The organism is Mesorhizobium sp. M1078, assembly GCF_040318615.1.
GTDB lineage: Bacteria > Pseudomonadota > Alphaproteobacteria > Rhizobiales > Rhizobiaceae > Mesorhizobium.
The window spans coordinates 1-18,594 of sequence record NZ_JAMYMP010000016.1 but is presented as its reverse complement, the minus strand read 5'-3'; the positions used below and the strand labels follow the sequence as shown (position 1 = coordinate 18,594).

Annotated in this window: 17 protein-coding genes and 1 pseudogene; 12 read left to right on the top strand and 6 right to left on the bottom strand. The window is 64.3% G+C overall.

The annotated features are described in order from the left end of the window. Positions 1-78: 78 nt before the first annotated feature. From NKH38_RS20625 to NKH38_RS20615, 3 genes are all read left to right on the top strand, one after another. Positions 79-597, top strand: a complete 519-nt coding sequence (locus NKH38_RS20625) for a CreA family protein (protein WP_023753104.1) — start codon at positions 79-81, stop codon at positions 595-597. A 91-nt stretch (positions 598-688) separates the two neighbouring features. Next, positions 689-1,330 carry a DapH/DapD/GlmU-related protein gene (locus tag NKH38_RS20620; RefSeq protein ID WP_352761903.1) on the top strand — a complete coding sequence of 214 codons (642 nt, stop codon included), beginning with the start codon at positions 689-691 and terminating at the stop codon, positions 1,328-1,330. 383 nt (positions 1,331-1,713) lie between these two features. Then, complete coding sequence (locus NKH38_RS20615) at positions 1,714-2,145, top strand: low affinity iron permease family protein (RefSeq protein WP_023750938.1); 432 nt, start codon at positions 1,714-1,716, stop codon at positions 2,143-2,145. 26 nt (positions 2,146-2,171) lie between these two features. On the opposite strand, the gene NKH38_RS20610 is transcribed toward NKH38_RS20615, so the two are convergent. Then, positions 2,172-3,038, bottom strand: a complete 867-nt coding sequence (locus NKH38_RS20610; protein WP_352761902.1) for an SDR family NAD(P)-dependent oxidoreductase — start codon at positions 3,036-3,038, stop codon at positions 2,172-2,174. Between the two features lie 131 nt (positions 3,039-3,169). On the opposite strand from NKH38_RS20610, the gene NKH38_RS20605 reads away from it, so the two are divergent. Continuing rightward, on the top strand, positions 3,170-3,451 hold the full coding sequence (locus NKH38_RS20605; RefSeq protein WP_023668298.1) for a hypothetical protein: 282 nt from the start codon (positions 3,170-3,172) through the stop codon (positions 3,449-3,451). Here the strand turns inward: NKH38_RS20605 and NKH38_RS20600 are convergent. Beyond that, positions 3,397-4,038 carry a TMEM175 family protein gene (locus NKH38_RS20600; RefSeq protein ID WP_352761901.1) on the bottom strand — a complete coding sequence of 214 codons (642 nt, stop codon included), beginning with the start codon at positions 4,036-4,038 and terminating at the stop codon, positions 3,397-3,399. The genes NKH38_RS20605 and NKH38_RS20600 overlap by 55 nt on opposite strands. 153 nt (positions 4,039-4,191) lie before the next feature. Between NKH38_RS20600 and NKH38_RS20595 the strand changes: the two genes are divergently transcribed. Beyond that, a complete protein-coding gene (locus NKH38_RS20595) occupies positions 4,192-5,400 on the top strand; it encodes an MFS transporter (RefSeq protein WP_352761900.1) in 1,209 nt (402 codons plus the stop codon). 3 nt (positions 5,401-5,403) lie between these two features. Here NKH38_RS20595 and NKH38_RS20590 read toward each other — a convergent pair whose 3' ends face one another. Beyond that, entirely contained in the window at positions 5,404-6,876 is a 1,473-nt protein-coding gene (locus NKH38_RS20590) for an MATE family efflux transporter (protein WP_023826608.1), read from the bottom strand. A gap of 198 nt (positions 6,877-7,074) precedes the next feature. Here NKH38_RS20590 and NKH38_RS20585 point away from each other — a divergent pair, with 198 nt between their 5' ends. Further along, entirely contained in the window at positions 7,075-7,863 is a 789-nt protein-coding gene (locus NKH38_RS20585) for a L,D-transpeptidase (protein ID WP_023668302.1), read from the top strand. Between the two features lie 78 nt (positions 7,864-7,941). Here the strand turns inward: NKH38_RS20585 and NKH38_RS20580 are convergent, their stop codons facing one another. Then, positions 7,942-9,417, bottom strand: a complete 1,476-nt coding sequence (locus tag NKH38_RS20580; protein WP_352761899.1) for an esterase-like activity of phytase family protein — start codon at positions 9,415-9,417, stop codon at positions 7,942-7,944. A 223-nt stretch (positions 9,418-9,640) separates the two neighbouring features. On the opposite strand from NKH38_RS20580, the gene NKH38_RS20575 reads away from it, so the two are divergent. Then, entirely contained in the window at positions 9,641-9,955 is a 315-nt protein-coding gene (locus NKH38_RS20575) for a ferritin family protein (RefSeq protein ID WP_023712452.1), read from the top strand. Between the two features lie 27 nt (positions 9,956-9,982). Here NKH38_RS20575 and NKH38_RS20570 read toward each other — a convergent pair whose 3' ends face one another. Then, positions 9,983-11,008 (bottom strand): LacI family DNA-binding transcriptional regulator, encoded by a 1,026-nt coding sequence (locus tag NKH38_RS20570; RefSeq protein ID WP_023697001.1) that lies wholly within the window; start codon positions 11,006-11,008, stop codon positions 9,983-9,985. Positions 11,009-11,202: 194 nt separating this feature from the next. On the opposite strand from NKH38_RS20570, the gene NKH38_RS20565 reads away from it, so the two are divergent. The 5 genes from NKH38_RS20565 to NKH38_RS20545 all read left to right on the top strand — a co-directional run bounded on the left by NKH38_RS20565 (position 11,203) and on the right by NKH38_RS20545 (position 16,190). Next, entirely contained in the window at positions 11,203-12,234 is a 1,032-nt protein-coding gene (locus tag NKH38_RS20565) for a Gfo/Idh/MocA family protein (RefSeq protein WP_352761898.1), read from the top strand. Then, complete coding sequence (locus NKH38_RS20560; RefSeq protein ID WP_023832879.1) at positions 12,231-13,139, top strand: sugar phosphate isomerase/epimerase family protein; 909 nt, start codon at positions 12,231-12,233, stop codon at positions 13,137-13,139. The genes NKH38_RS20565 and NKH38_RS20560 overlap by 4 nt, the downstream gene beginning before the upstream one ends. A 116-nt stretch (positions 13,140-13,255) precedes the next feature. Continuing rightward, positions 13,256-14,269: a substrate-binding domain-containing protein gene (locus NKH38_RS20555; RefSeq protein WP_023668307.1), complete on the top strand. Its 1,014-nt coding sequence runs from the start codon at positions 13,256-13,258 to the stop codon at positions 14,267-14,269. 86 nt (positions 14,270-14,355) lie between these two features. Continuing rightward, positions 14,356-15,153, top strand: coding sequence for an ATP-binding cassette domain-containing protein (locus NKH38_RS20550; RefSeq protein WP_352761897.1), 798 nt, complete (start codon positions 14,356-14,358; stop codon positions 15,151-15,153). Continuing rightward, entirely contained in the window at positions 15,150-16,190 is a 1,041-nt protein-coding gene (locus tag NKH38_RS20545) for an ABC transporter permease (protein ID WP_023668309.1), read from the top strand. The genes NKH38_RS20550 and NKH38_RS20545 overlap by 4 nt, the downstream gene beginning before the upstream one ends. 318 nt (positions 16,191-16,508) lie before the next feature. Here the strand turns inward: NKH38_RS20545 and NKH38_RS20540 are convergent. Next, positions 16,509-18,349 (bottom strand): annotated as a pseudogene (locus NKH38_RS20540) (ATP-dependent helicase); the annotation flags it as partial. Between the last annotated feature and the right edge of the window lie 245 nt (positions 18,350-18,594).

The following is an 18,594-nucleotide window of genomic DNA, read 5'->3' as shown; positions in this document are numbered from 1 at the left end:
ACCGGGCTGGACGCTACCTTGCAAACAGCTGGCCCTTATCCCACCTGAGACCGGCAAACTGAACCTGAGGAGGCTCCCTTGCAAAGACGGACTGGGCAGAGACGGATTGGGCAGAAACTGATCGGCGGCGCGCTGGCCGCATGCATTGCCCTTGGCGCCGGTGCCGCAGCGGCAGAGGAGGTCGGCAAGGTCGGCGTCGATTGGGTCGGCAACGACATCATCGTCGAGGCCATCAAGGACCCCAAGATCGACGGCGTGACCTGCCATGTCTCCTATTTCGACCGCAGCGTCATCGACCGGCTGCACAAGGGCAACTGGTTCGAGGATCCGTCTGATTCCTCGATCTCCTGCCGCCAGACCGGGCCGATCACCATCGGCGACATCGACATGAGCGAGGGCGGCGAAGAGGTATTCAAGCAAGGCATCAGCCTGATCTGGAAGAAGCAGGTGGTGAACCGCATCTACGACAAGAAGAACGAGACGCTGATCTATCTCTCGCATTCGCGCCAGGTGCAGGACGGCTCGGCGAAAATGTCGGTGACGACCGTGCCGCTGTTCGGCCAGAACGTGGTGTGGACCGGCGGCAAGCCGAAATAGCCGGTCGGAGCCGACGCAAGATCGAGCCGCCTGCAGGCCCGACGGCGACGCGACAATTGCTTCCGCAATTGCGCGGGGGTAAATCCGCCAGATGGACCGTACCGAAAACCTCGTCCTGAAAGATCCGGAGCCGCGCATCCATCCGACCGCGGAGCTGAAAGCGTGCAAGCTTGGCCGCTATGCCTCGATCGGCGAACGGGTAGTGCTGCGCGAGGTCAATGTCGGCGATTTCTCCTATTTCGAGCGCCACGCCGAGGCGATCTACACGACGATCGGAAAATTCTGCTCGATCGCCGCCAACAGCCGCATCAATGCCTTGGAGCATCCGATCGAGCGGATCACGCAGCACAAGCTCAGCTACCGGCCGAACGAGTATTTCCGCTGGCTGGGCGTCGACGCGGCGTTCCGCGCGCGGCGGCAGGCCAAGGCGGTCGGCATCGGCAACGATGTCTGGATCGGCCATGGCGCCGTCATCATGCCCGGCATCAGCATCGGCAATGGCGCCATCATCGGCGCCAATTCGGTGGTGACGCGGGATGTGCCGGCCTACACAATCGTCGCCGGCGTACCGGCAAAGCCGTTGCGCATGCGCTTTCCCTCCGAGATCGCGGCGCGGATCGAAAGCCTCGCCTGGTGGGACTGGCCGCCGGAGAAACTCGCCAAAGCGGTTCCCGACATGCAGGCCTTGCCGATTGAGGATTTCCTCGATCGCTGGGAGCAAGAGCATTCCTGAGAGCTCGCCGCGCGTGCGCGGTTTCATCGACTGGCTGGCCGAAATCCTGGCGCCAAAATTCTGAACGGCACGTGTCGGGAAGAGTTCCGCCGGTCTGCGGCAACGCAACGGACCCCTTCCGCCATGCGGGGGTGGCGCAGCGGAAGGGGCTTGGAGACAAATCCGCGTGAAGCGGACGGAACAGGTTTTTTGGCCTGCATGGTGACTAATGGCAACAAACCGATAAGGCGGCTTTTCACGGCGCTGCGCCTTTGGCGTGCATACAATTGCACCAGCGATGCCCTCTGCGACAGGGAACCGGAAGCGGCTGCCGGTTGTTTATTGTTGGAGCGATGAATGCGGCCTTGGTCAGCTCGTCGCGCTTTGAACGGTTGAGGATGTGAATGATCGAAAAGCTGTTTACCAGAATCGCCAACACCGTTTCGCACTTGGCGGGCCTGCCGCCGACTTTCATCGCCTGTTGCGCCATCGTTATCGTCTGGGCGGTAAGCGGGCCATTCTTCGGCTTCTCCGATACGTGGCAGCTCGTCATCAACACGGGAACGACGATCATCACCTTTTTGATGGTGTTCCTGATTCAGAACACCCAGAACCGCGACGGCGCCGCGGTTCAGGCCAAGCTCGACGAACTGATCCGCGTCAGCGAGGGCCACAATCATTTCATCGGCATCGAGCACCTGACCGAATCCGAGGTCGAGGAGATCAGAGACAAATGCGAGCGAGCGGCAAAACGCCATGACCACGAGCTCGCCGAACTGGCGGGCAAGAAGGCCGTCGCGCAAAAGCGCACCGCGAAAAAACGCGCGCCCGCCTGAGTCTCGGCTTTGGCTGAGTTCGACGATCAGTTTCCCATAAAGGCCGCGAAAGCGTCCTTATGGTCGGGGTGCCAGCGCGAGAGAGCAGGCCGGTTCTCGATGATGTCGCCGATCGCCCAGGCCATGCGCTTTTCATCGGTCGGCCGCATCACCTCATTGTCGGGGCAGAGGATGTAGAAGTCCCCGCGCGCCAGCGAAGCCAGCATGAAGTCGACCACCTGCTCGCCGGTCCAGGCGCCAGCGGGTTTTTCGACCGCTCCTTCGGTGAGGCCGGTGAAGGTGAAGCCGGGAATGAGAAGATGCGCCGCGACCTTCGCGCCCGGCTCGTTGCGCAATGCGTGCGCCAGCCCTTCGGTGAACGTCTTCAATGCCGATTTGGAGACGTTGTAGGCGAGATTGCCGGGTGGCGTGGTGATGCCTTGCTTGGAGCCGGTGTTGATGATCAGGCCAGGCTCTCCGGAGGCCAGCATGGCCGGAGCGAAGGCCTCGACGCCATGTACGACACCCCAGAAATTGATGTCGATCAGCCGCTTCCAGGCGTCGCCGTTCTCCCACGGTTTTCCCGGATTGTTGCCGACGCCGGCATTGTTCATCAGCAGCGATACGACGCCGAAAGCGGCATGCGTCTTTTCTGCCAGCCGGCCGAGTTCGTCGGCCTTCGACACGTCGGTGGCGACGGCAAGCACGGCATTCTCGCCGGTGATCGCGGCGACTGCCTGGAGGGCCGCATCGAGGCGCGCGCCGCCAATGTCGGCCAGCACCAGTCTCATGCCCATAGCCGCCAGCCTTTTGGCGGCGGCAAGCCCGATGCCGCTGGCGCCCCCGGTGACGACGGCGACGTTGCCTCGGCTGAGGGCGGGCAAAGCGGATTGGATTTCGGCGTCGGAGGTCATGATCTTTTTCCTAGGGTTCGGGTGGCGCCGAACTTAGCGCGGGACGCGCATCGTGCAAGGCCGTCCCGCGTGTTCGGGTTGACCGCATCAACGGCGGCCGTGCATGCTGCGGCTGAACAGGAGACTGCCGATTGACCGACTGGGTTGCGATCCTGAAGGAGCAGACCGCCACCGGCGACCAGATGGGCCGCGAGGTGCCACAGATGCTTGCCAATCCGGACATAAGCGAAGCGCAGGTGAAGACCTTGTTTTCGGCACTCGAAAAACAGGCCGAGTTCGTCGAGAAATTGCGCATGGCGCTGGAAAAATTCGGCCATGATTTTTCGATCATCAAGGCGGCCGAGCGGCTGGAGGAGCGCTATGCCGACCTTGCGGCGTCGGTTGCCGAAAAGCTGAAGGCGATGCGCAAGTAGACGCGTCCTACGCTACTTTCCAGCACCCGCGAAAAACGCGTGTCCGGCACGAACCAGACGGCGGCCACCAGCACGAAGATCGCAACGCCGATCCATTGGTTGACGAAGGCAAGCGGGACGGCGGCGGCGTAGAGGGCCACCGAGATCTTGCCCTTGCGGTCATTGCCCAGCGCCTTGGCGAAGGCGGTGTCGTTGCCGTGCAAATGGTGCAGCTTGGTGGCGAGAAAGGTGTAGGCGACCGCGCACAGCACCAGGTCGATGCCATAGACGGCGACGGGGACCGGCGCGAAATGGTTCTCGCCCATGAAGGCCGTCGTTGCCGGCATCAGCGACAGCCAGAACAGAAGGTTGAGGTTGGCCCACAGCACGCGGCCGTCGACCCTTTGGACGGTGTGGAACATGTTGTGCAGATTGTTCCAGTAGATACCGACATTGATGAACGACAAGACATAGCTGAAAAAGATCGGCCACAGAGGCAGAAGCGCTGAAAAATCCTCCCCATGCGGCACTTTCAGCTCCAGCACCATGATGGTGATGATAATGGCGACGACGCCATCGGTGAATGCCTCGACTCTGCCTTTTCCCATGGATTCTCCCTCTCGATGGAAAGACGTTAAGCGAGGATTTCGGGCAAGACCATCCTGACAAGGTTGTCAGGATGAAGTTCGGCGCGTGGAACGGCCATCCTTACATGGACGTTGGGGCGCAATTGGGCGTTGGGCGATTGGCCGGAGGTTGCCATGACCAGCTATGCCGAGACCATAACGCGCGACAATGGACTCGATGGCCGGCCCGCGATGGCCGCGGTTGCCGCCATGATCGCCGCTCTGTTCGCCGGCAGCACGGTGCTGACGCCGCTTTACGTCATCTACAAGCAGGCCTTCGGTTTCTCGCAGATCACGCTGACGCTGGTCTACGCCGTCTATGTCGTCGGCAATCTCGGCGCATTGCTGATGTTCGGGCGCTTGTCCGACGGCATTGGCCGCCGTCCTGCGGCGCTGGCGTCGATGGCCATAGCGGTGGTCAGCGCGGTGGTGTTCCTGCTGGCCGAGAATGTCGCATGGCTCGATGTCGCCCGCATATTGAGCGGCCTTGGCATCGGCATCGGCGCGGGAACCGGCACGGCCTGGCTTGCCGAGTTGATCGAGGGTAAGGACAAATCGCGCGCGGCAATCATCGCCACCAGCACCAACTTCGTTGGCCTTGGCCTCGGCGCGCTGGCATCGGGCCTGCTCGCCGAATATGCGCCCTGGCCGTTGAGACTAACGTTTGCGGTCTATCTTGCCTTGCTCGTGGTGGTGACGCTGTTGATCTGGCGCACCAGGGAAACCGTTTCGCGGCCGGGAAGGCTGGCCGATGTTTCGCTGCGGCCGCGGCTGTCGGTGCCCGCTGATATCCGCGCCGCTTTCGTGGCGCCGGCCGTCACCGGCTTCGGCGCCATGGCGCTGGTCGGCTTCTATGCAGCCCTGGCGCCGAGCATCCTGGCGCAGCAGCTGCATGTGGCCAACCATGCCGAGGCTGGCGGGCTGTTCTTTGAACTGTCGATCGTTGCGGCCGCGACCATTCTGGCCACGACCCGACTGTCCAGTCGCGCCGGCATGCTGGCCGCGCTGGCGCTGATGATCCCGGCCGTAGGGCTGATGGTTGCTGCTCAGTTTTTCGCGTCGATGTCCCTGATGGTTGCCGCCACCGCTGTGTGCGGCGTGGCGGCGGCGCTCGGCTATCGCGGCGGCCTGCAGGTGGTGAACCAGATCGCACCTGCCGAGCGTCGCGCCGAATTGGTGTCGGCGTTCTTCATCTGCTGCTTCTGCGGCAATGCGCTGCCGGTGATCGGCATTGGGCTGCTGTCGAGTTGGGCCACTCCGACGACGGCAAGCCTGGCCTTCGCCGGCATGATCACGCTGTTCTCTGTCGTAGCGCTGGGGTTCGGCGTCAAATACGCGCGCTGAGCCTCACCCGTTTGGCGTCCCGGGCGCCATGTTTGCCCGTCCGCGCGGGATGCCGAGGCCGGTGTCGGGCGGCTCGCCGGCGGCCGGCCGGTCCTCGATCATGTGCATGGTGCGCCAGCGGCCGAAGCGATAATAGGCGGCGGCCAGCACCAGCGAGGTGATCGATCCCGCCGGAAAACTCCACCACAGCGCTTCCTCGCCGATGTAGCTCCTGAAGAAGTAGGCAAAGCCGGTACGCACGACCATCACGGAAATCACCAGAATGATCAGCGGCGGCATCACGGCACCGGTGGCGCGCACGGTCGCGAACAGCACGATGGTGACGCCGAACAGGATGAACGACCAGGACGCCACCTTGTTGATGTGGGCTGCAATGTCGATTGCGGTGCTGTCCCCGCTAAGGAACAGGCCGAGTACCGGCCTGTCGAAGAAGAACAGCAGCGCCACCAGGGCGCCGGTGAGCACCAGGTTGAAGCCGACGCCGGACGCCGCGATGCGACCGATGCGGTCCCACCGCCCTGCGCCGACATTCTGGGCCGCCATCGACGAGACTGCGGCGCCGATCGCCAGTGCAGGCATCTGGATATAGGTCCACAGCTGCGCCGCGATGCCATAGGCGGCGGCGACCTGCGAGCCGTAGGAGTTGACGATGCCCATCACGGTCAGCGCCGCCGCCGAAATGACGATCATCTGCAGGCCCATCGGCACGCCCTTGAAAACGACGATCCTGAGCAGCGCCGGATCCGGCCGCAGCAGAGCGAGGTTCGCGCCGGCGAGCCGCAACGGATGCTTTCTGGCATAAAGCACGACGAGGATGGCGATCACGCTCACCGTCTGGCCGATCAGCGTCGAGGTGGCGGAGCCGGCGATGCCGAGCTCGGGGAAGGGGCCGATGCCGCGAATGAGCAGCGGATTGAGGATGATGTCGAGCACGACGGCGAGCGCCATGAAGAAAAATGGCGTGCGCGAATCACCCGCACCGCGCAGCACCGTCATGACGAAGGACAGAAGATTCATCATCGGCACGGCGACGAAGATGATGCGCAGATAGGAGCGCGCCAGCGGCAGCGCATCGGGCGGGGTGCCCAGTGTGTTGAGGATGGCTTCGACCCAGATCCAGCCGCAGACGGCGAAGATAGCCGAGACGAGGAAGAAGAAGCTGGCGCTGGTGCCGACGATGCGCCGCGCCTCGGGCAGGTCGCGGGCGCCGACCGATTGCGCCACCAGGATGGTGGCGGCCATGCCGATGCCGAACACGGTGCCAAGAATCAGGAACAGCACCAGATTGGCGTTTGAGGTCGCCGTCAGCGCCGATTCACCGAGGAAGCGGCCGACCCAGACGGCGTTGATCGAACCGTTGAGCGACTGCAGCACATTGGAACCGAGCACCGGAAGCGCGAACAACAGCAGCGTGCGAGGGATTGGGCCGCTGGTGAGATCGCCGGTGCGCCGGCGCGGGGGTATTTTTTCGTCCATGGGCTGTTCGGCGAAGGTTCATCTCAAAGTCCGCCCGGCAATGATCGCCGATTTGACGGACAAGGTCGATGCGGCATTGGAACATGCCACCTGGCGGCTTCAAGCTAATCAGTTCTCAAAACATTCGGAATGGGATATGGGTCGTCGCCGCGTGGGGTCGCATATCCTGTTGGATATGATGAATAGGCTGGGGGGATCATGTCCGACAATCCGCTTTTTTCCGAGCGCCTGAACCGGCGCGCGTTTCTTGGAATATCCGCTTTGGGTGCCGCTTCCATGGCGCTTTCAGCCTGCACCACGACCGACGTCGTGGTGCCGCCAACGCCCGCTCCGGCGCCCGAACCGGCTCTGGGCGATGCCGCCACTATGTATTCGGCGCGCGTCGATGAGGGCTTTTCATTGCCGGCAATCCCCGTGGCCAAGCTCGATCCGAAGTTCGTGCGCCAGATCGTGGACGATCCGACCGGCGAAAAACCCGGCACGATCGTCGTCGATACATCCGAGCATTTTCTCTATCTGGTGCGCGACGGCGGCAAGGCAATGCGCTATGGCGTCAGCCTCGGCAAGGCCGGGTTTGGCTGGACCGGCAGCGCCGTGATCCAGGCGCGCAAGAAATGGCCGGTGTGGACGCCGCCGCCCGAAATGATCCAGCGCCGGCCGGAACTGGCGAAATATAAGGACGGCATGCCGCCGGGACCGCAGAGCCCGCTCGGCGCGCGTGCGCTCTATCTGTTCCGCGACGGCAAGGACACGATGTACCGGCTGCACGGCACGCCGGAATGGGATTCCATCGGCAAGAACGCGTCGTCGGGCTGCGTGCGCTTCATGAACCAGGACATTATCGACCTCTACAGCCGGGTCAACGGCGTAGCCCAGGTCTATGTGCGCCCGAACCTGTCGGCCGCAGGCAAGATCATGGCCGTGTCGAGCCGGACCGCCGAGCCGATCGATGCCGGCGTGCCAAGGGATGCGGAGATTTTGAAATAGGTGCCTTCACGGCATCGCTGATCGCCGACAAACGTTTAGAGGCGGACGCGCCGGGCGCGTCCGCCTTTCCGTAAACGGCTACTTCTTGGCGAGGCCCGGAAGCGTGACCTGATAGACCAGGAACATGGTGTCGACATCGGCGCCGTCGTCGGCCTTGTAGGGCGCGCCGACCTGAAAACCGTCCTGGGTGAGAAAGTCGTTATCGTTGCCGACGAACAGGAAATAGTCGTCGGGCAGCGCCGGATCGAGCAGGCTGACCACAGACATTGCTTCCCACTTCTCCGAGAGATTGTTCTTGTCGTTCGGCTTGCCGTCATGCAGGCCGAAACGGCCGAGTTCCTTGTTGTCGTTGATGTCAATGAACGGCGTCAGCTTGGCCGGGGTCACCGAGGGGTCGAGCACGCCCTTGGGCGCCAGCGGCTTGTCGGCGGCATCGAAGGCGCCGCCGGCAATGTCGGTGGCGCCAGAGACGTCGACGACGAAAATCTGGCGCAGCAGCGAAGTATGGCCCTTCACCCCCTGGCCGTTTCCGCTGTCGCGCGCCAGCATCAGGAAGGTCTTGTCGGACAGCGCCACGATTTCGCTCTGCGCGGCGACCTTGGTCTTGTCCTTGGCGTCCTTGAACACCGGCAGCGGCACGGCATATTCATGCACCAGCTTGAGATGGGCCGGGTCGGAGGCGTCGTAGACCAGCGCGCGGGTGTTCTGGCGCGTCGCGGGCGAATCGCCGCCATCCTGGCGGGGCGCCGACTGCAGCACAGTGATCAGCGACTTGCCGTCCGGCGTCAGCGCCATGCCTTCGAGGCCTTGATTGTTCTGGCGGCCGGTTTCGGGATCCTTCGGATCGGGTTCGGCTGCACCGGGGCCCGGATTGTCGGAGGCGAAGTTCGGCGCGCCCTTGCGCATCGGCACCAAAGCGGCGGGCGGCTGCGTTGCCGACAACAGATGGCCGTCGGCCGAGAAGCGGTAGATGTTGGGGCCGTATTCGTCAGAGATGAACATGGTGCCGTCGGGCAGCCGCGCGATCGCCTCATTGTCGAGCGCCAGCTTGCCATTGGCCTCGGGCAGGATCGGCAGGTCGCCATTGGCCGCGCGCACGCCGTTGAGCGGATCGAGGCCGGTGGCGTCAGCGCCCTTGTCGTCGGTGAGGAGCAGGGAATCGGCAAGCGTCGCCTTGACGCCTGTCTGTTCCTGGCCGGAGGTGGGCGTGGCGCCCAGTGCGGTCGGCGTGAATTCGATATGAATAGTGTTGAGGCGCGGCCGGTAATCGGTGGTGCCGACGACATTGTAGCCACGGTCCGGCAGCAACCAGAGCGAGCCCTTGTAGCCGTCCGCGCCACGGGTCCAGCTTGCGGCGTCGATGGACATGCCGGAGCCGGAGCCGAAGGTCTCGCCGAACTTGTCCTTCTGATCGGCCGGGATGCGGCCGACGCCGACCAGGCCCTTGTTGACGAAGCCGCCAACGGTGGCGGTGCTGTCGGCAAGGGCAGGGGTCAGGGCGGTAAACAGCGCCAGCGCGGCGCCGAGCGACACGGTTCGGTGCGAGATTTTCATGGAGATCCTCTTTGTGACGGAACGGGCCGGAACGGCCGGATGACGAAGCCGCCGCAATCGACGATGCCGCGCCCACCGATGAGCGGTCTAGGACGCGAAGATGATAGTTGCGTGACAGACCGTGTCGCACGCGCTCCGGAACCATTTTCCAGCCTGATCCGTTGCACGCGAGCCCAAGCGTCGCCTGCGATGGCCGGTCGAGCCCCGGGCCCAGGAGGGATAAATGGGTTTCGATCAGTATCACGAGCCACCGGAAGAACTGACGCAGGAGGTGCGGACCTTTGCCCGCATGATCACCTCGTTGATCGAAGAGGCCGAGGCGATCAGCTGGTACGAACAGCGCATGTCGGTCGAGAAAGACCCTCAGGCCAAGGCGATCATGAAGAACGCGCAAGGCGAGGAGTTCAAGCATTTCGGCATGGATCTGGAATTCCTGCTGCGCCAGAAGAAAGACTGGCGCACGGAACTGAAGGAAATCCTGTTCACCACCGGCGACATCGTTAAGGCCGGCGAGCGGGGCGAGAAGAAGGTGGATTGAGGCCCGCCGGCCTTCCTCCGCGGCGGATCAATCGCTGTCGCGCGCGATCAGTTCCAGCGGCCAGACTTCGCGGATGATGCGCGGACCTTCCGGGCCGGCAAAGGCGGGAAGCGAGGCCAGCAGCATTTCGGCCAGCCGCCGGCCCATCGGCTCCAGCGACGGACGGAAGGCGGTCAGCGCCGGCGAGAAATAACGGCAGAGCGGCGTGTCGACGATGACGATCACCGCGATGTCGTGGCCGGGCCTGATGCCCATCTCGGCCAGTGCCTTGCAGCCGCCGAGCGCCATTGCGTCATTGTTGAAGATGATGGCTGTGGGCCGGTCCTTGGAGAGCATCACGCGCGGCGTCACCTGGTAGCCTCCGGCCTCGTTGATGAAGCCGTCGGCGATCAGGCCGGGGTCGACTTCGATGCCATGCCGCCCCAGCGCCTTGCGGTAGCCGTCGAGGAACAGGTAGCCGAAGTTGAGATCCAGCGAAGGGCGGATGGCGGCAATGCGGCGGTGGCCGCGCGCGACCAGCCGGTCGACGGCTTCATCACCCGCCCTCTCGAAATCGATATCGAGCGAAGGATAGGTGTCGTCGCCGGATTGACTTCGGCCAAGCGTGGCGAAGGGAAAGCCAGCCTTGCTGAGATAGTCGATCCGATCGTCTTCCCGCCGTGTATTGGCCAACACGACCGCGTCGGCTCGGCGCGTCTCAACCACGCGGCGCAGCCTCTCCTGCTGATATTGGCCGGGCTCGCCCATGACGACCATCAGATCCAGGTCATCCTCGGCCAGTCGGCCCTGCAGACCGATCAGGAACGGGATGAAGAACGGTTCGCCATATTGCTGGTCGCCCGGATGCGGCTGCAGCATGAAGGCGATCGAATGGGTGGTGCCTTGCCGCAGACTGCGGCCGGACTGGTTGGGCGAATAGTTCAATTGCTTGGCGGCGGCGAGCACGCGCTGGCGGGTGTCGGCATTGACGTCGGCGCGGCCGTTCAGCGCCCGCGACACGGTGCCGATCGAAATGTTCAGGTGACGCGCAAGGTCATGGATGCTGGACGCCAAGGACAGTTCTCCCCCTGTCTTGGCTAGCACCGGCTGCCGCCCAGGCCAAGGCTTCGGGATGATTTTCGCTGGCAGCCGATTGACATTCTACGCCATCGGGTGTGTTCTCGTAAACGTTTACGGAGAAACGTTTACGGTGATGCCGGAAATGCCGTGACATTCGGTCTGGAGGGACCGGACGGGAGGAATGCCGGATGATGAATGCCGTCCTCGTCGGCTGTGGTGCGATGAGCAAGGCCTGGCTCGATGCCGCGAGGCAGATCGACGGGCTGGCCATTGTCGGCCTTGTCGATCTCGACGCCGAACGGGCGAAGGCGAGGGCGCACGAATACGGGCTCGACGGCGCGGTAATCGGCACCAGCCTCGACGCGGTGCTCGACCAGACCAAGCCCGACGCGGTGTTCGATGTCGTGGTTCCTGCCGCCCGCCGCGACGTCGCCTTTTCCGCCTTTGCCCATAATTGCCATCTGCTGACGGAAAAGCCGCTGGCCGATACTCCGGAAAATGCGCGCGCCATCGTCGATGCGGCGCGTAACGCGGGGCGCGTCCATGCGGTCGTGCAGAACCGCCGCTATGTCGCCAATGTCCGGCGCATAAGGCGCTTTCTCGACTCCGGCGCCATCGGCAAGCCAACCAGCATCCATGCCGACTTCTTCGTCGCGCCGCATTTCGGCGGCTTTCGCGAGGAGATGGCGCATGTGCTCTTGCTCGACATGGCGATCCACACATTCGACGCCGCCCGCTACATGGTCGCAGGCGATCCCGCCGGCGTCTATTGCCAGGAATGGGATCCGGCGAATTCCTGGTACCGGCAGGGCTCGTCGGCCAGCGCTATCTTCGATCTCGGCGGCGGCAAGCGCTTCACCTATGCAGGCTCCTGGTGCGCGGCGGGCTTCCGCACCAGTTGGGAGAGCACATGGCGCATCGTCGCCGAGCACGGCAGCCTGCTCTGGGACGGCGAGGACGGACTGAAGGCCGAGGTTGTGTTGTCGGTCCGCGACGGCCTGTTCGACCTGACCCAGCCCATCACAGTACCGCCGCTCGATTCCGCCGACCGCGTCGGCGGTCATCTCGGCATCATCAAGGATTTCATGCACGCCATCGAGACCGGCAGCGAGCCGGAAACCCGTGGCAGCGACAACATCAAAAGCCTGGCCATGGTTTTTGGCGCCATCGAAAGCGCCGAGACCGGACGGCGCGTCGCAATCACACAGGAAGCATCATGATGCCAAACCCGCTTCTCGACATCCGGATCGGCACCATGGTGCGGGCCAATCTCGAAGACCCGGCCGCCTACATCAAAGAGATTCTGCCGCTCGGCTTCGAGAGCATCCAGCCCTTCTTCTGGCAGACGCTGGGCGGCAAGGATTTGGCGCGGCTCGCCGGTGAGATTGGCGAGGCGATCGGCGATGCCGATGTCGCCGTGTCGTCGATCGGCGTGTTCGGCAATCCGCTGGAGGATGGCGAGGTCGATCGCGGCGTGCTCGCGGCCTGGGAAACCGTCATCGACAATGCGCATCTGTTCGGCGCTTCGATCGTCAGCGGCTTCACCGGACGTCTGCGTGGCAAGAAGCTGACAGACAGCCTGCCGCGCTTCCGTGAGGTTTGGGGTCCGCTGGCCAGGCGCGCCGCAGACAAGGGCGTGCGCATTGCCTTCGAAAATTGCGCCATGGATGGCAACTGGGCGGCCGGCGACTGGAACATCGCCCACAATCCCGATGCCTGGGAGTTGATGTTCAACGAATTGCCCGACGACAATCTCGGCCTCGAATGGGAGCCCTGCCACCAGCTTGTCTACCTCATCGACCCGATGCCGCAGATCCGCAAATGGGCGCCGCGCATTTTCCATGTCCACGGCAAGGACGCGACGGTGCGCTGGGATGTGATCCGCGAGCACGGCGTGTTCGGCAAGCTGCCCTTCGTGCAGATGCGCACGCCCGGGTTTGGCGACAGCGACTGGACGCGGGTGATCAGCGAATTGCGGCTGGCCGGTTACAAGGGCGCCATCGACATCGAGGGCTGGCACGACCCGGTCTATCGCGGCGACCTCGAAATCACAGGCCAGGTGCGCGGGCTGGAATACCTCAAGCAATGCCGGGGAGGAGCGACCTACCTGCCGAACCCGGCGTGACCGAGGGCCGGTGGGAGGAGCCGGCCTGACAGATTGCCAAGCACTGCCGACAAGCACTGCCGACAGGCGAACGACGAAACCCCTCGGCTCACCGAGGACAAAAGGGAGGAACGTGCATGAGCATCGCAATGAGAACGACACTTCTGCGCTCGACCGTCGTGGCCGCCGCCACGGCGCTGTGCGCTGCCATCTCCACTCTGCCGGCGCAGGCGCTCGACGCCCAGTGGTGCAAGGATGTCCACATCCGCTTTTTCGTCGGCGGCGCCGAGGGCGACGCTTTCGGCACCATCGTCTACAATGGCGCCAAGCAGGCGGCGTCCGATCTCGGGCCGAAGGTCGACTACATCTTCTCGCAGTGGGACGTCGAGAAGATGGTGCAGCAATTGCGTGAGGCCGTCGCCGTGAAGCCCAACGGCATTGCCATGATGGGCCATCCCGGCGACGCCGCGATCATGCCGCTGGCCGAACAGGCGCACAAGGACGGCATCAAGATGATGTACCAGAACGTGCCGGTGCCGACGGTGGTGGCTGCGTTCGGCGGCGGCTATGTCGGCGCCCAGCAGGAGCAGCAGGGCCGCGCGCTCGGCACTGAGGCGTTCAAGCTCGGGAAGCTCAAGTCCGGCGACAAGGCAATCATGATCGGTCCGTTCGAGAACGAGGCCCGCGGCGCGCGCGAGCGCGGCACGGTGGCAGCACTCAAGGAAGCCGGCGTCGAGGTCATCCAGCTGTCGTCGCCGCCGAGCGGCGAATGGGCGTCCGACCCCAATTTGGCGATCCCGGTGATCACCGCGGCCCTGCTCAACAATCCCGATGTCAAGGCGGTCGGCTATCCCGGCGGCCAGATGCTGGGCAACGTCGCCACCTACATGCAGGCGGCGGGGCGCAAGCCGGGCGACATCTTCAATTTCGGCTTCGACACCAGCCCGCAGATCGTCGAGGCGTTCAAGGGCGGCTGGGTGCAACTGACGGCCGATCAGCAGCCTTTCCTGCAAGGTTATCTGCCGATCCTCAGCCTTTGCCAGCAGGTGGTGCTGGGCCTGGCGCCGATGAATGTCGACACTGGCGCCGGCTTCGTGACGCCGCAGAATTACGAGATCGTCGCCGAGCTCGCCAAGCAGGCGCTGCGCTGACCTCCCAAGCTGCCGGCTGGGCCCAAGCCCGGCCGGCAGGACCGCCGGCACCAGGCCGGGATGATACCACAGGAGCGAGGATCGCCATGGCCGAACGCATCATCGAACTGCGCGACATCAGCAAATCCTATGGCCAGGTCTATGCGCTGGGCGGGGTCAATCTCTCGGTCGACCGCGGCGAGGTGGTTGGCCTGATCGGCGACAATGGCGCCGGCAAATCGACGCTGATCAAGATCCTGTCCGGCGTCGTCAAGCCGACCAGCGGCGAGATCCTGGTGCGCGGCAAGCCGGTGACCGGCTGGAGTGCGGCACGCTCGCGCGACGCCGGCATCGAGACGGTCTTCCAGGATCGGGCGCTGGCCGTGCAGCAGACCATTGTGCGCAACATCTTCATGGGCCGCGAACTCACCGGCTTCATGGGCTTTCTGAAGGTCAATAAAGAGATAGAGGAGGCGAGCCGGCTGATGCGCGAGATCGGCTTCACCTCGAAGGTGTTCACGCCGCACTCGATCGTCGGCCAGCTCTCGGGCGGCGAGCGCCAGGGCGTGGCGATCGCGCGCGCCATCTACAAGCAGGCCGAGCTGATCATCCTCGACGAGCCGACGACGGCGCTGTCGCTGACCGAGACCGCCAAGGTCTTCCATTTCGTGCGCCAGGTGCGGGCGAGCGGCCGTTCGATCCTGTTCATCGGCCACAACATCCACCACGTCTTCGACATCGCCGACCGCTTCGTGGTGATTGACCGCGGCAAGGTGGCGCTGACCGCCGATCGCACCCAGGTCAAGTCGGCCGAAGAGCTGATCAACTTCATGGAAGAAGTTGCGCATCCCGGCGGATTGCCGGGCCTGCACGATGCCGGCGACGCGGAGAGGGCAGCACGATGAGCAAGACCATGGAACCCGATCTGCAGAGTCCTCTCGGCGGCAAGGCAGCCCGGCCTGAGTGGAAGCACCCGTCCGACCACTGGCTGCGCGGTTTCGTCATCGACAACCGCGCAGCGCTCGGCACGCTCGCCGTGTTCATCATCATGATGGCGGCGTTCCTGATCGCCAACCCAACCGTGTTCACCACCTGGTATCTCTACAGATCCGTGCTGACCACGCTGCCGGTTGCCCTGTTCGTGGTGGTGCCGCTGGTCTTCGTCGTCACCTGCGGCGAGATCGACCTGTCGTTTCCCGCAACCATGGGCTTTGCCTCCTGGGTGTTCGCGCTGGTGGTGCAGGCCGGCTACGATCCGTTTCTCGGCATCGCAGCGGCGATTCTCACCGGCACGCTGCTCGGCTTTCTCGTCGGATCCCTGGTCGTTTATGGCGGGCTGTCGTCGCTGATCGCCACGCTCGGCATGAATTTCCTGCTGCGGGGACTGATCCAGATCATCAACGAGGGCAGGTCGACGGCATTGACCGGTCTCAGCGACAGCTGGGCGTACACCATCTTCTCCGGTCAGGTTTGGGGTTTTCCGGTACAGGTCTTCTGGGCACTCGCCTTCGTCATTTTGTCGGCAATGCTCTACAACCGGCACCGCTTCGGCGCGCAGGTGAGGGTCGTCGGCGACAACCCCGACAGCGCCCAGCAAATGGGCATCGACGTCAAGCGTGTGCGGGTGAAAGTGTTCATCTTCACCGGCATCGGGGCCGCGATCGCCGGCACGTTTTCGGTGATGATCAACTTCACCTGGTGGCCGACCGCGGGCGACGGCTATCTCTTGCCGGTGCTGGCTTCGGTGTTCGTCGGCGGCACGCCGACCTGGGGCGGCATCGGTACGGTTGCCGGCGGCGCGATCGGCGCGGTCACCGTGTCCTTCATCCAGACCGGCGTCGTGGCGGCGGGCTTGAGCGGCTTCTACGTCCAGTTCTTCAACGGGCTGATCATCATCCTGTCGCTGCTGGGGCACAAGTGGAACCAGGCGCGGTACAGGTGAGGGGCGGGCTAAATTGACGGGGACGCTCATGTTGCGGACCGCATGCCCCGACGACTGGGCAGACGCCCGTCGCTTCGTCATTCTAGAGCGGAGCAGGAGCGAAGCTCCGTCGCGTAGACCCTGGAATCCATTCCGCGACCTTGGAGTGCAGCTGCGCAGGATTACGCACCGTGGCAACGCGTTGAAGACGCGGGATGGATCCTCGGGTCTACGCTGCGTCGCTACGCTCCTTGCTCCGCCCGTGGATGACGAGGCGGGGAGGGCTCCGCCAGACTACAACAATGTGGTCGCTTGTAGGACAACAGGACAAGCGGGCGCTCACACCGCCGCCACAAACCCGTCCAGCACGCGTTTCTGGCCGGCCTTGTCGAAGTCGATGGTCAGCTTGTTGCCTTCGATGTTGGAGATGTTGCCGTTGCCGAATTTCTGGTGGAAGACGCGGTCGCCGACGCTGAAGGGCGACGGCGTGTCGGCGACGGATTTGGCGACCAGTTCGCCGTCGATGGTGCGGCCTTTGACCGAGGTGCGGCCGGCGCCGTAGCCGCTGTCGGTCTCGCCATAGCCGATGCGCTCGACCTGGTGGCCGGAGCGCGAGCCCCAGTTGCGGTCGGTGGCCTCGGTGCGGTTGGCCTGCGCGCGCTGCCAGCCGGGCGTGGCATAGGTGTTGGAGAAGGCGCCGGATTTTTCCGCGCCGACATTGTCGAAGCGCGAGGCGCCGTAGGGGTTCTGCCGTCCTGCGCCCTGGCCGCCACGGCCAGAGGCGAACGAACCGCCGCCATAGGAATTCCCGTAGCCGCCATAGGAGTTGCCGCTTTCGGCGACCTCGACATGGGCTTCCGGCAGTTCGTCCAGAAAGCGCGACGGGATGGTCGATTGCCACAGGCCGTGGATGCGGCGGTTGGAGACGAACCACAAATGCAGGTTCTTCTTGGCCCGGGTCAGGCCGACATAGGCGAGGCGGCGCTCTTCCTCCAGGCCTGAGCGACCGCCTTCGTCCAGCGCGCGCTGATGCGGGAACAGGCCTTCCTCCCAGCCGGGGAGAAAAACCGTCTCGAATTCGAGGCCTTTTGCCGAATGCAGCGTCATGATGTTGACGGCGTCCAACTCGGCATTCTGCTCGGCGTCCATGACCAGGGCGACATGTTCGAGGAAGGAGCGCAGCGATTCATACTCCTCCATGGAGCGGATAAGCTCTTTCAGGTTTTCCAGCCGGCCCGGCGCCTCGACCGAACGGTCGTTCTTCCACATGTCGGTGTAGCCGCTCTCCTCCAGAATGGTCTCGGCGAGTTCGGTGTGCGGCGTGGTTTCCAGCGCCTTCTGCCAGCGCTCGAAATTGGCCGCCACTTCGCGCAAGGCCGCGCGCGGTTTCGGCTTCAGCTCGTCGCTTTCTGCAAGCTTGGCGGCTGCCTCCAGCATCGGGATGCGCAAGCTCCGCGCCGTGTCGTGGATCTGGCGGATGGTGGCTTCACCCAGGCCGCGCTTGGGGACATTGACGATGCGCTCGAAGGCGAGGTCGTCGGCGCCTTGGGCGACGACGCGGAAGAAGGCCAGCGCATCGCGGATTTCCATGCGCTCGTAGAAGCGCGGGCCGCCAATAACGCGGTAGTTGAGGCCGAGCGTGACGAAGCGGTCTTCGAATTCGCGCATCTGGAAGGAGGCGCGGACCAGGATGGCCATGTCGTTGAGATTGTGCTTGGCACGCTGGTAGGTCTCGATGGTTTCGCCGACGGCGCGCGCTTCCTCCTCGGAATCCCAGGCGGCGTGGACATGCACCTTCTCGTCGTCCTCGGCGACCTTCTCGGTGAACAGCGTCTTGCCGAAGCGACCCTCATTGTGGGCGATGAGGTGCGAGGCGGTGCCGAGGATGTGCGCGGTCGAGCGGTAGTTGCGTTCCAGCCGGATGATGGTGGCGCCCGGGAAATCCTTGTCGAAGCGCAGGATGTTGTCGACCTCGGCGCCACGCCAGCCATAGATGGACTGGTCGTCGTCGCCGACGCAGCAGATGTTGACTTTGTTTTCGCTCACGGGCCGTTCCGCGCCTGCCGGCGCAGGCCCTCCGCCCCCTCTTTTTTGCGCGCCTTCGGCGTCGCCGGAGTCGCCTCGCAACGGCTCGGACGCCCGGTCGGGCTTGCGGCCTTCGGCCGATCGCGCTTTACCCTCCCCTGGATGGGGAGGGTCGCCCCGAAGCGGCGGGGGGGGGGGACTGGCGCCGGCGCGGGCGGGCCCCCCCCCCCCCCCGGGCCGGCCGCCGCGCCCCCCCCCCCCCCCCCGGGGCGGGGGGGGGCCCCCCCCCCCCCCAGTGCGCCGCGGCGCCGCCCAGGGCGCCGCCCCGGCCCCCCAACGGCGCTGAGATCATCGCCGTGATCCGCCATCATTCCGGCCGCTCCCCAGCCTTGGCCTCGTG

What these genes read in the sequence shown, in the direction of transcription:
- NKH38_RS20620 (WP_352761903.1), top strand. Translation starts at nt 689, where the DNA reads ATGGACCGTACCGAAAACCTCGTCCTGAAAGATCCGGAGCCGCGCATC.
- NKH38_RS20615 (WP_023750938.1), top strand. Translation starts at nt 1,714, where the DNA reads ATGATCGAAAAGCTGTTTACCAGAATCGCCAACACCGTTTCGCACTTG.
- NKH38_RS20610 (WP_352761902.1), bottom strand. Translation starts at nt 3,038, where the DNA reads ATGACCTCCGACGCCGAAATCCAATCCGCTTTGCCCGCCCTCAGCCGA.
- NKH38_RS20600 (WP_352761901.1), bottom strand. Translation starts at nt 4,038, where the DNA reads ATGGGAAAAGGCAGAGTCGAGGCATTCACCGATGGCGTCGTCGCCATT.
- NKH38_RS20595 (WP_352761900.1), top strand. Translation starts at nt 4,192, where the DNA reads ATGACCAGCTATGCCGAGACCATAACGCGCGACAATGGACTCGATGGC.
- NKH38_RS20590 (WP_023826608.1), bottom strand. Translation starts at nt 6,876, where the DNA reads ATGGACGAAAAAATACCCCCGCGCCGGCGCACCGGCGATCTCACCAGC.
- NKH38_RS20585 (WP_023668302.1), top strand. Translation starts at nt 7,075, where the DNA reads ATGTCCGACAATCCGCTTTTTTCCGAGCGCCTGAACCGGCGCGCGTTT.
- NKH38_RS20580 (WP_352761899.1), bottom strand. Translation starts at nt 9,417, where the DNA reads ATGAAAATCTCGCACCGAACCGTGTCGCTCGGCGCCGCGCTGGCGCTG.
- NKH38_RS20575 (WP_023712452.1), top strand. Translation starts at nt 9,641, where the DNA reads ATGGGTTTCGATCAGTATCACGAGCCACCGGAAGAACTGACGCAGGAG.
- NKH38_RS20565 (WP_352761898.1), top strand. Translation starts at nt 11,203, where the DNA reads ATGATGAATGCCGTCCTCGTCGGCTGTGGTGCGATGAGCAAGGCCTGG.
- NKH38_RS20560 (WP_023832879.1), top strand. Translation starts at nt 12,231, where the DNA reads ATGATGCCAAACCCGCTTCTCGACATCCGGATCGGCACCATGGTGCGG.
- NKH38_RS20555 (WP_023668307.1), top strand. Translation starts at nt 13,256, where the DNA reads ATGAGCATCGCAATGAGAACGACACTTCTGCGCTCGACCGTCGTGGCC.
- NKH38_RS20550 (WP_352761897.1), top strand. Translation starts at nt 14,356, where the DNA reads ATGGCCGAACGCATCATCGAACTGCGCGACATCAGCAAATCCTATGGC.
- NKH38_RS20545 (WP_023668309.1), top strand. Translation starts at nt 15,150, where the DNA reads ATGAGCAAGACCATGGAACCCGATCTGCAGAGTCCTCTCGGCGGCAAG.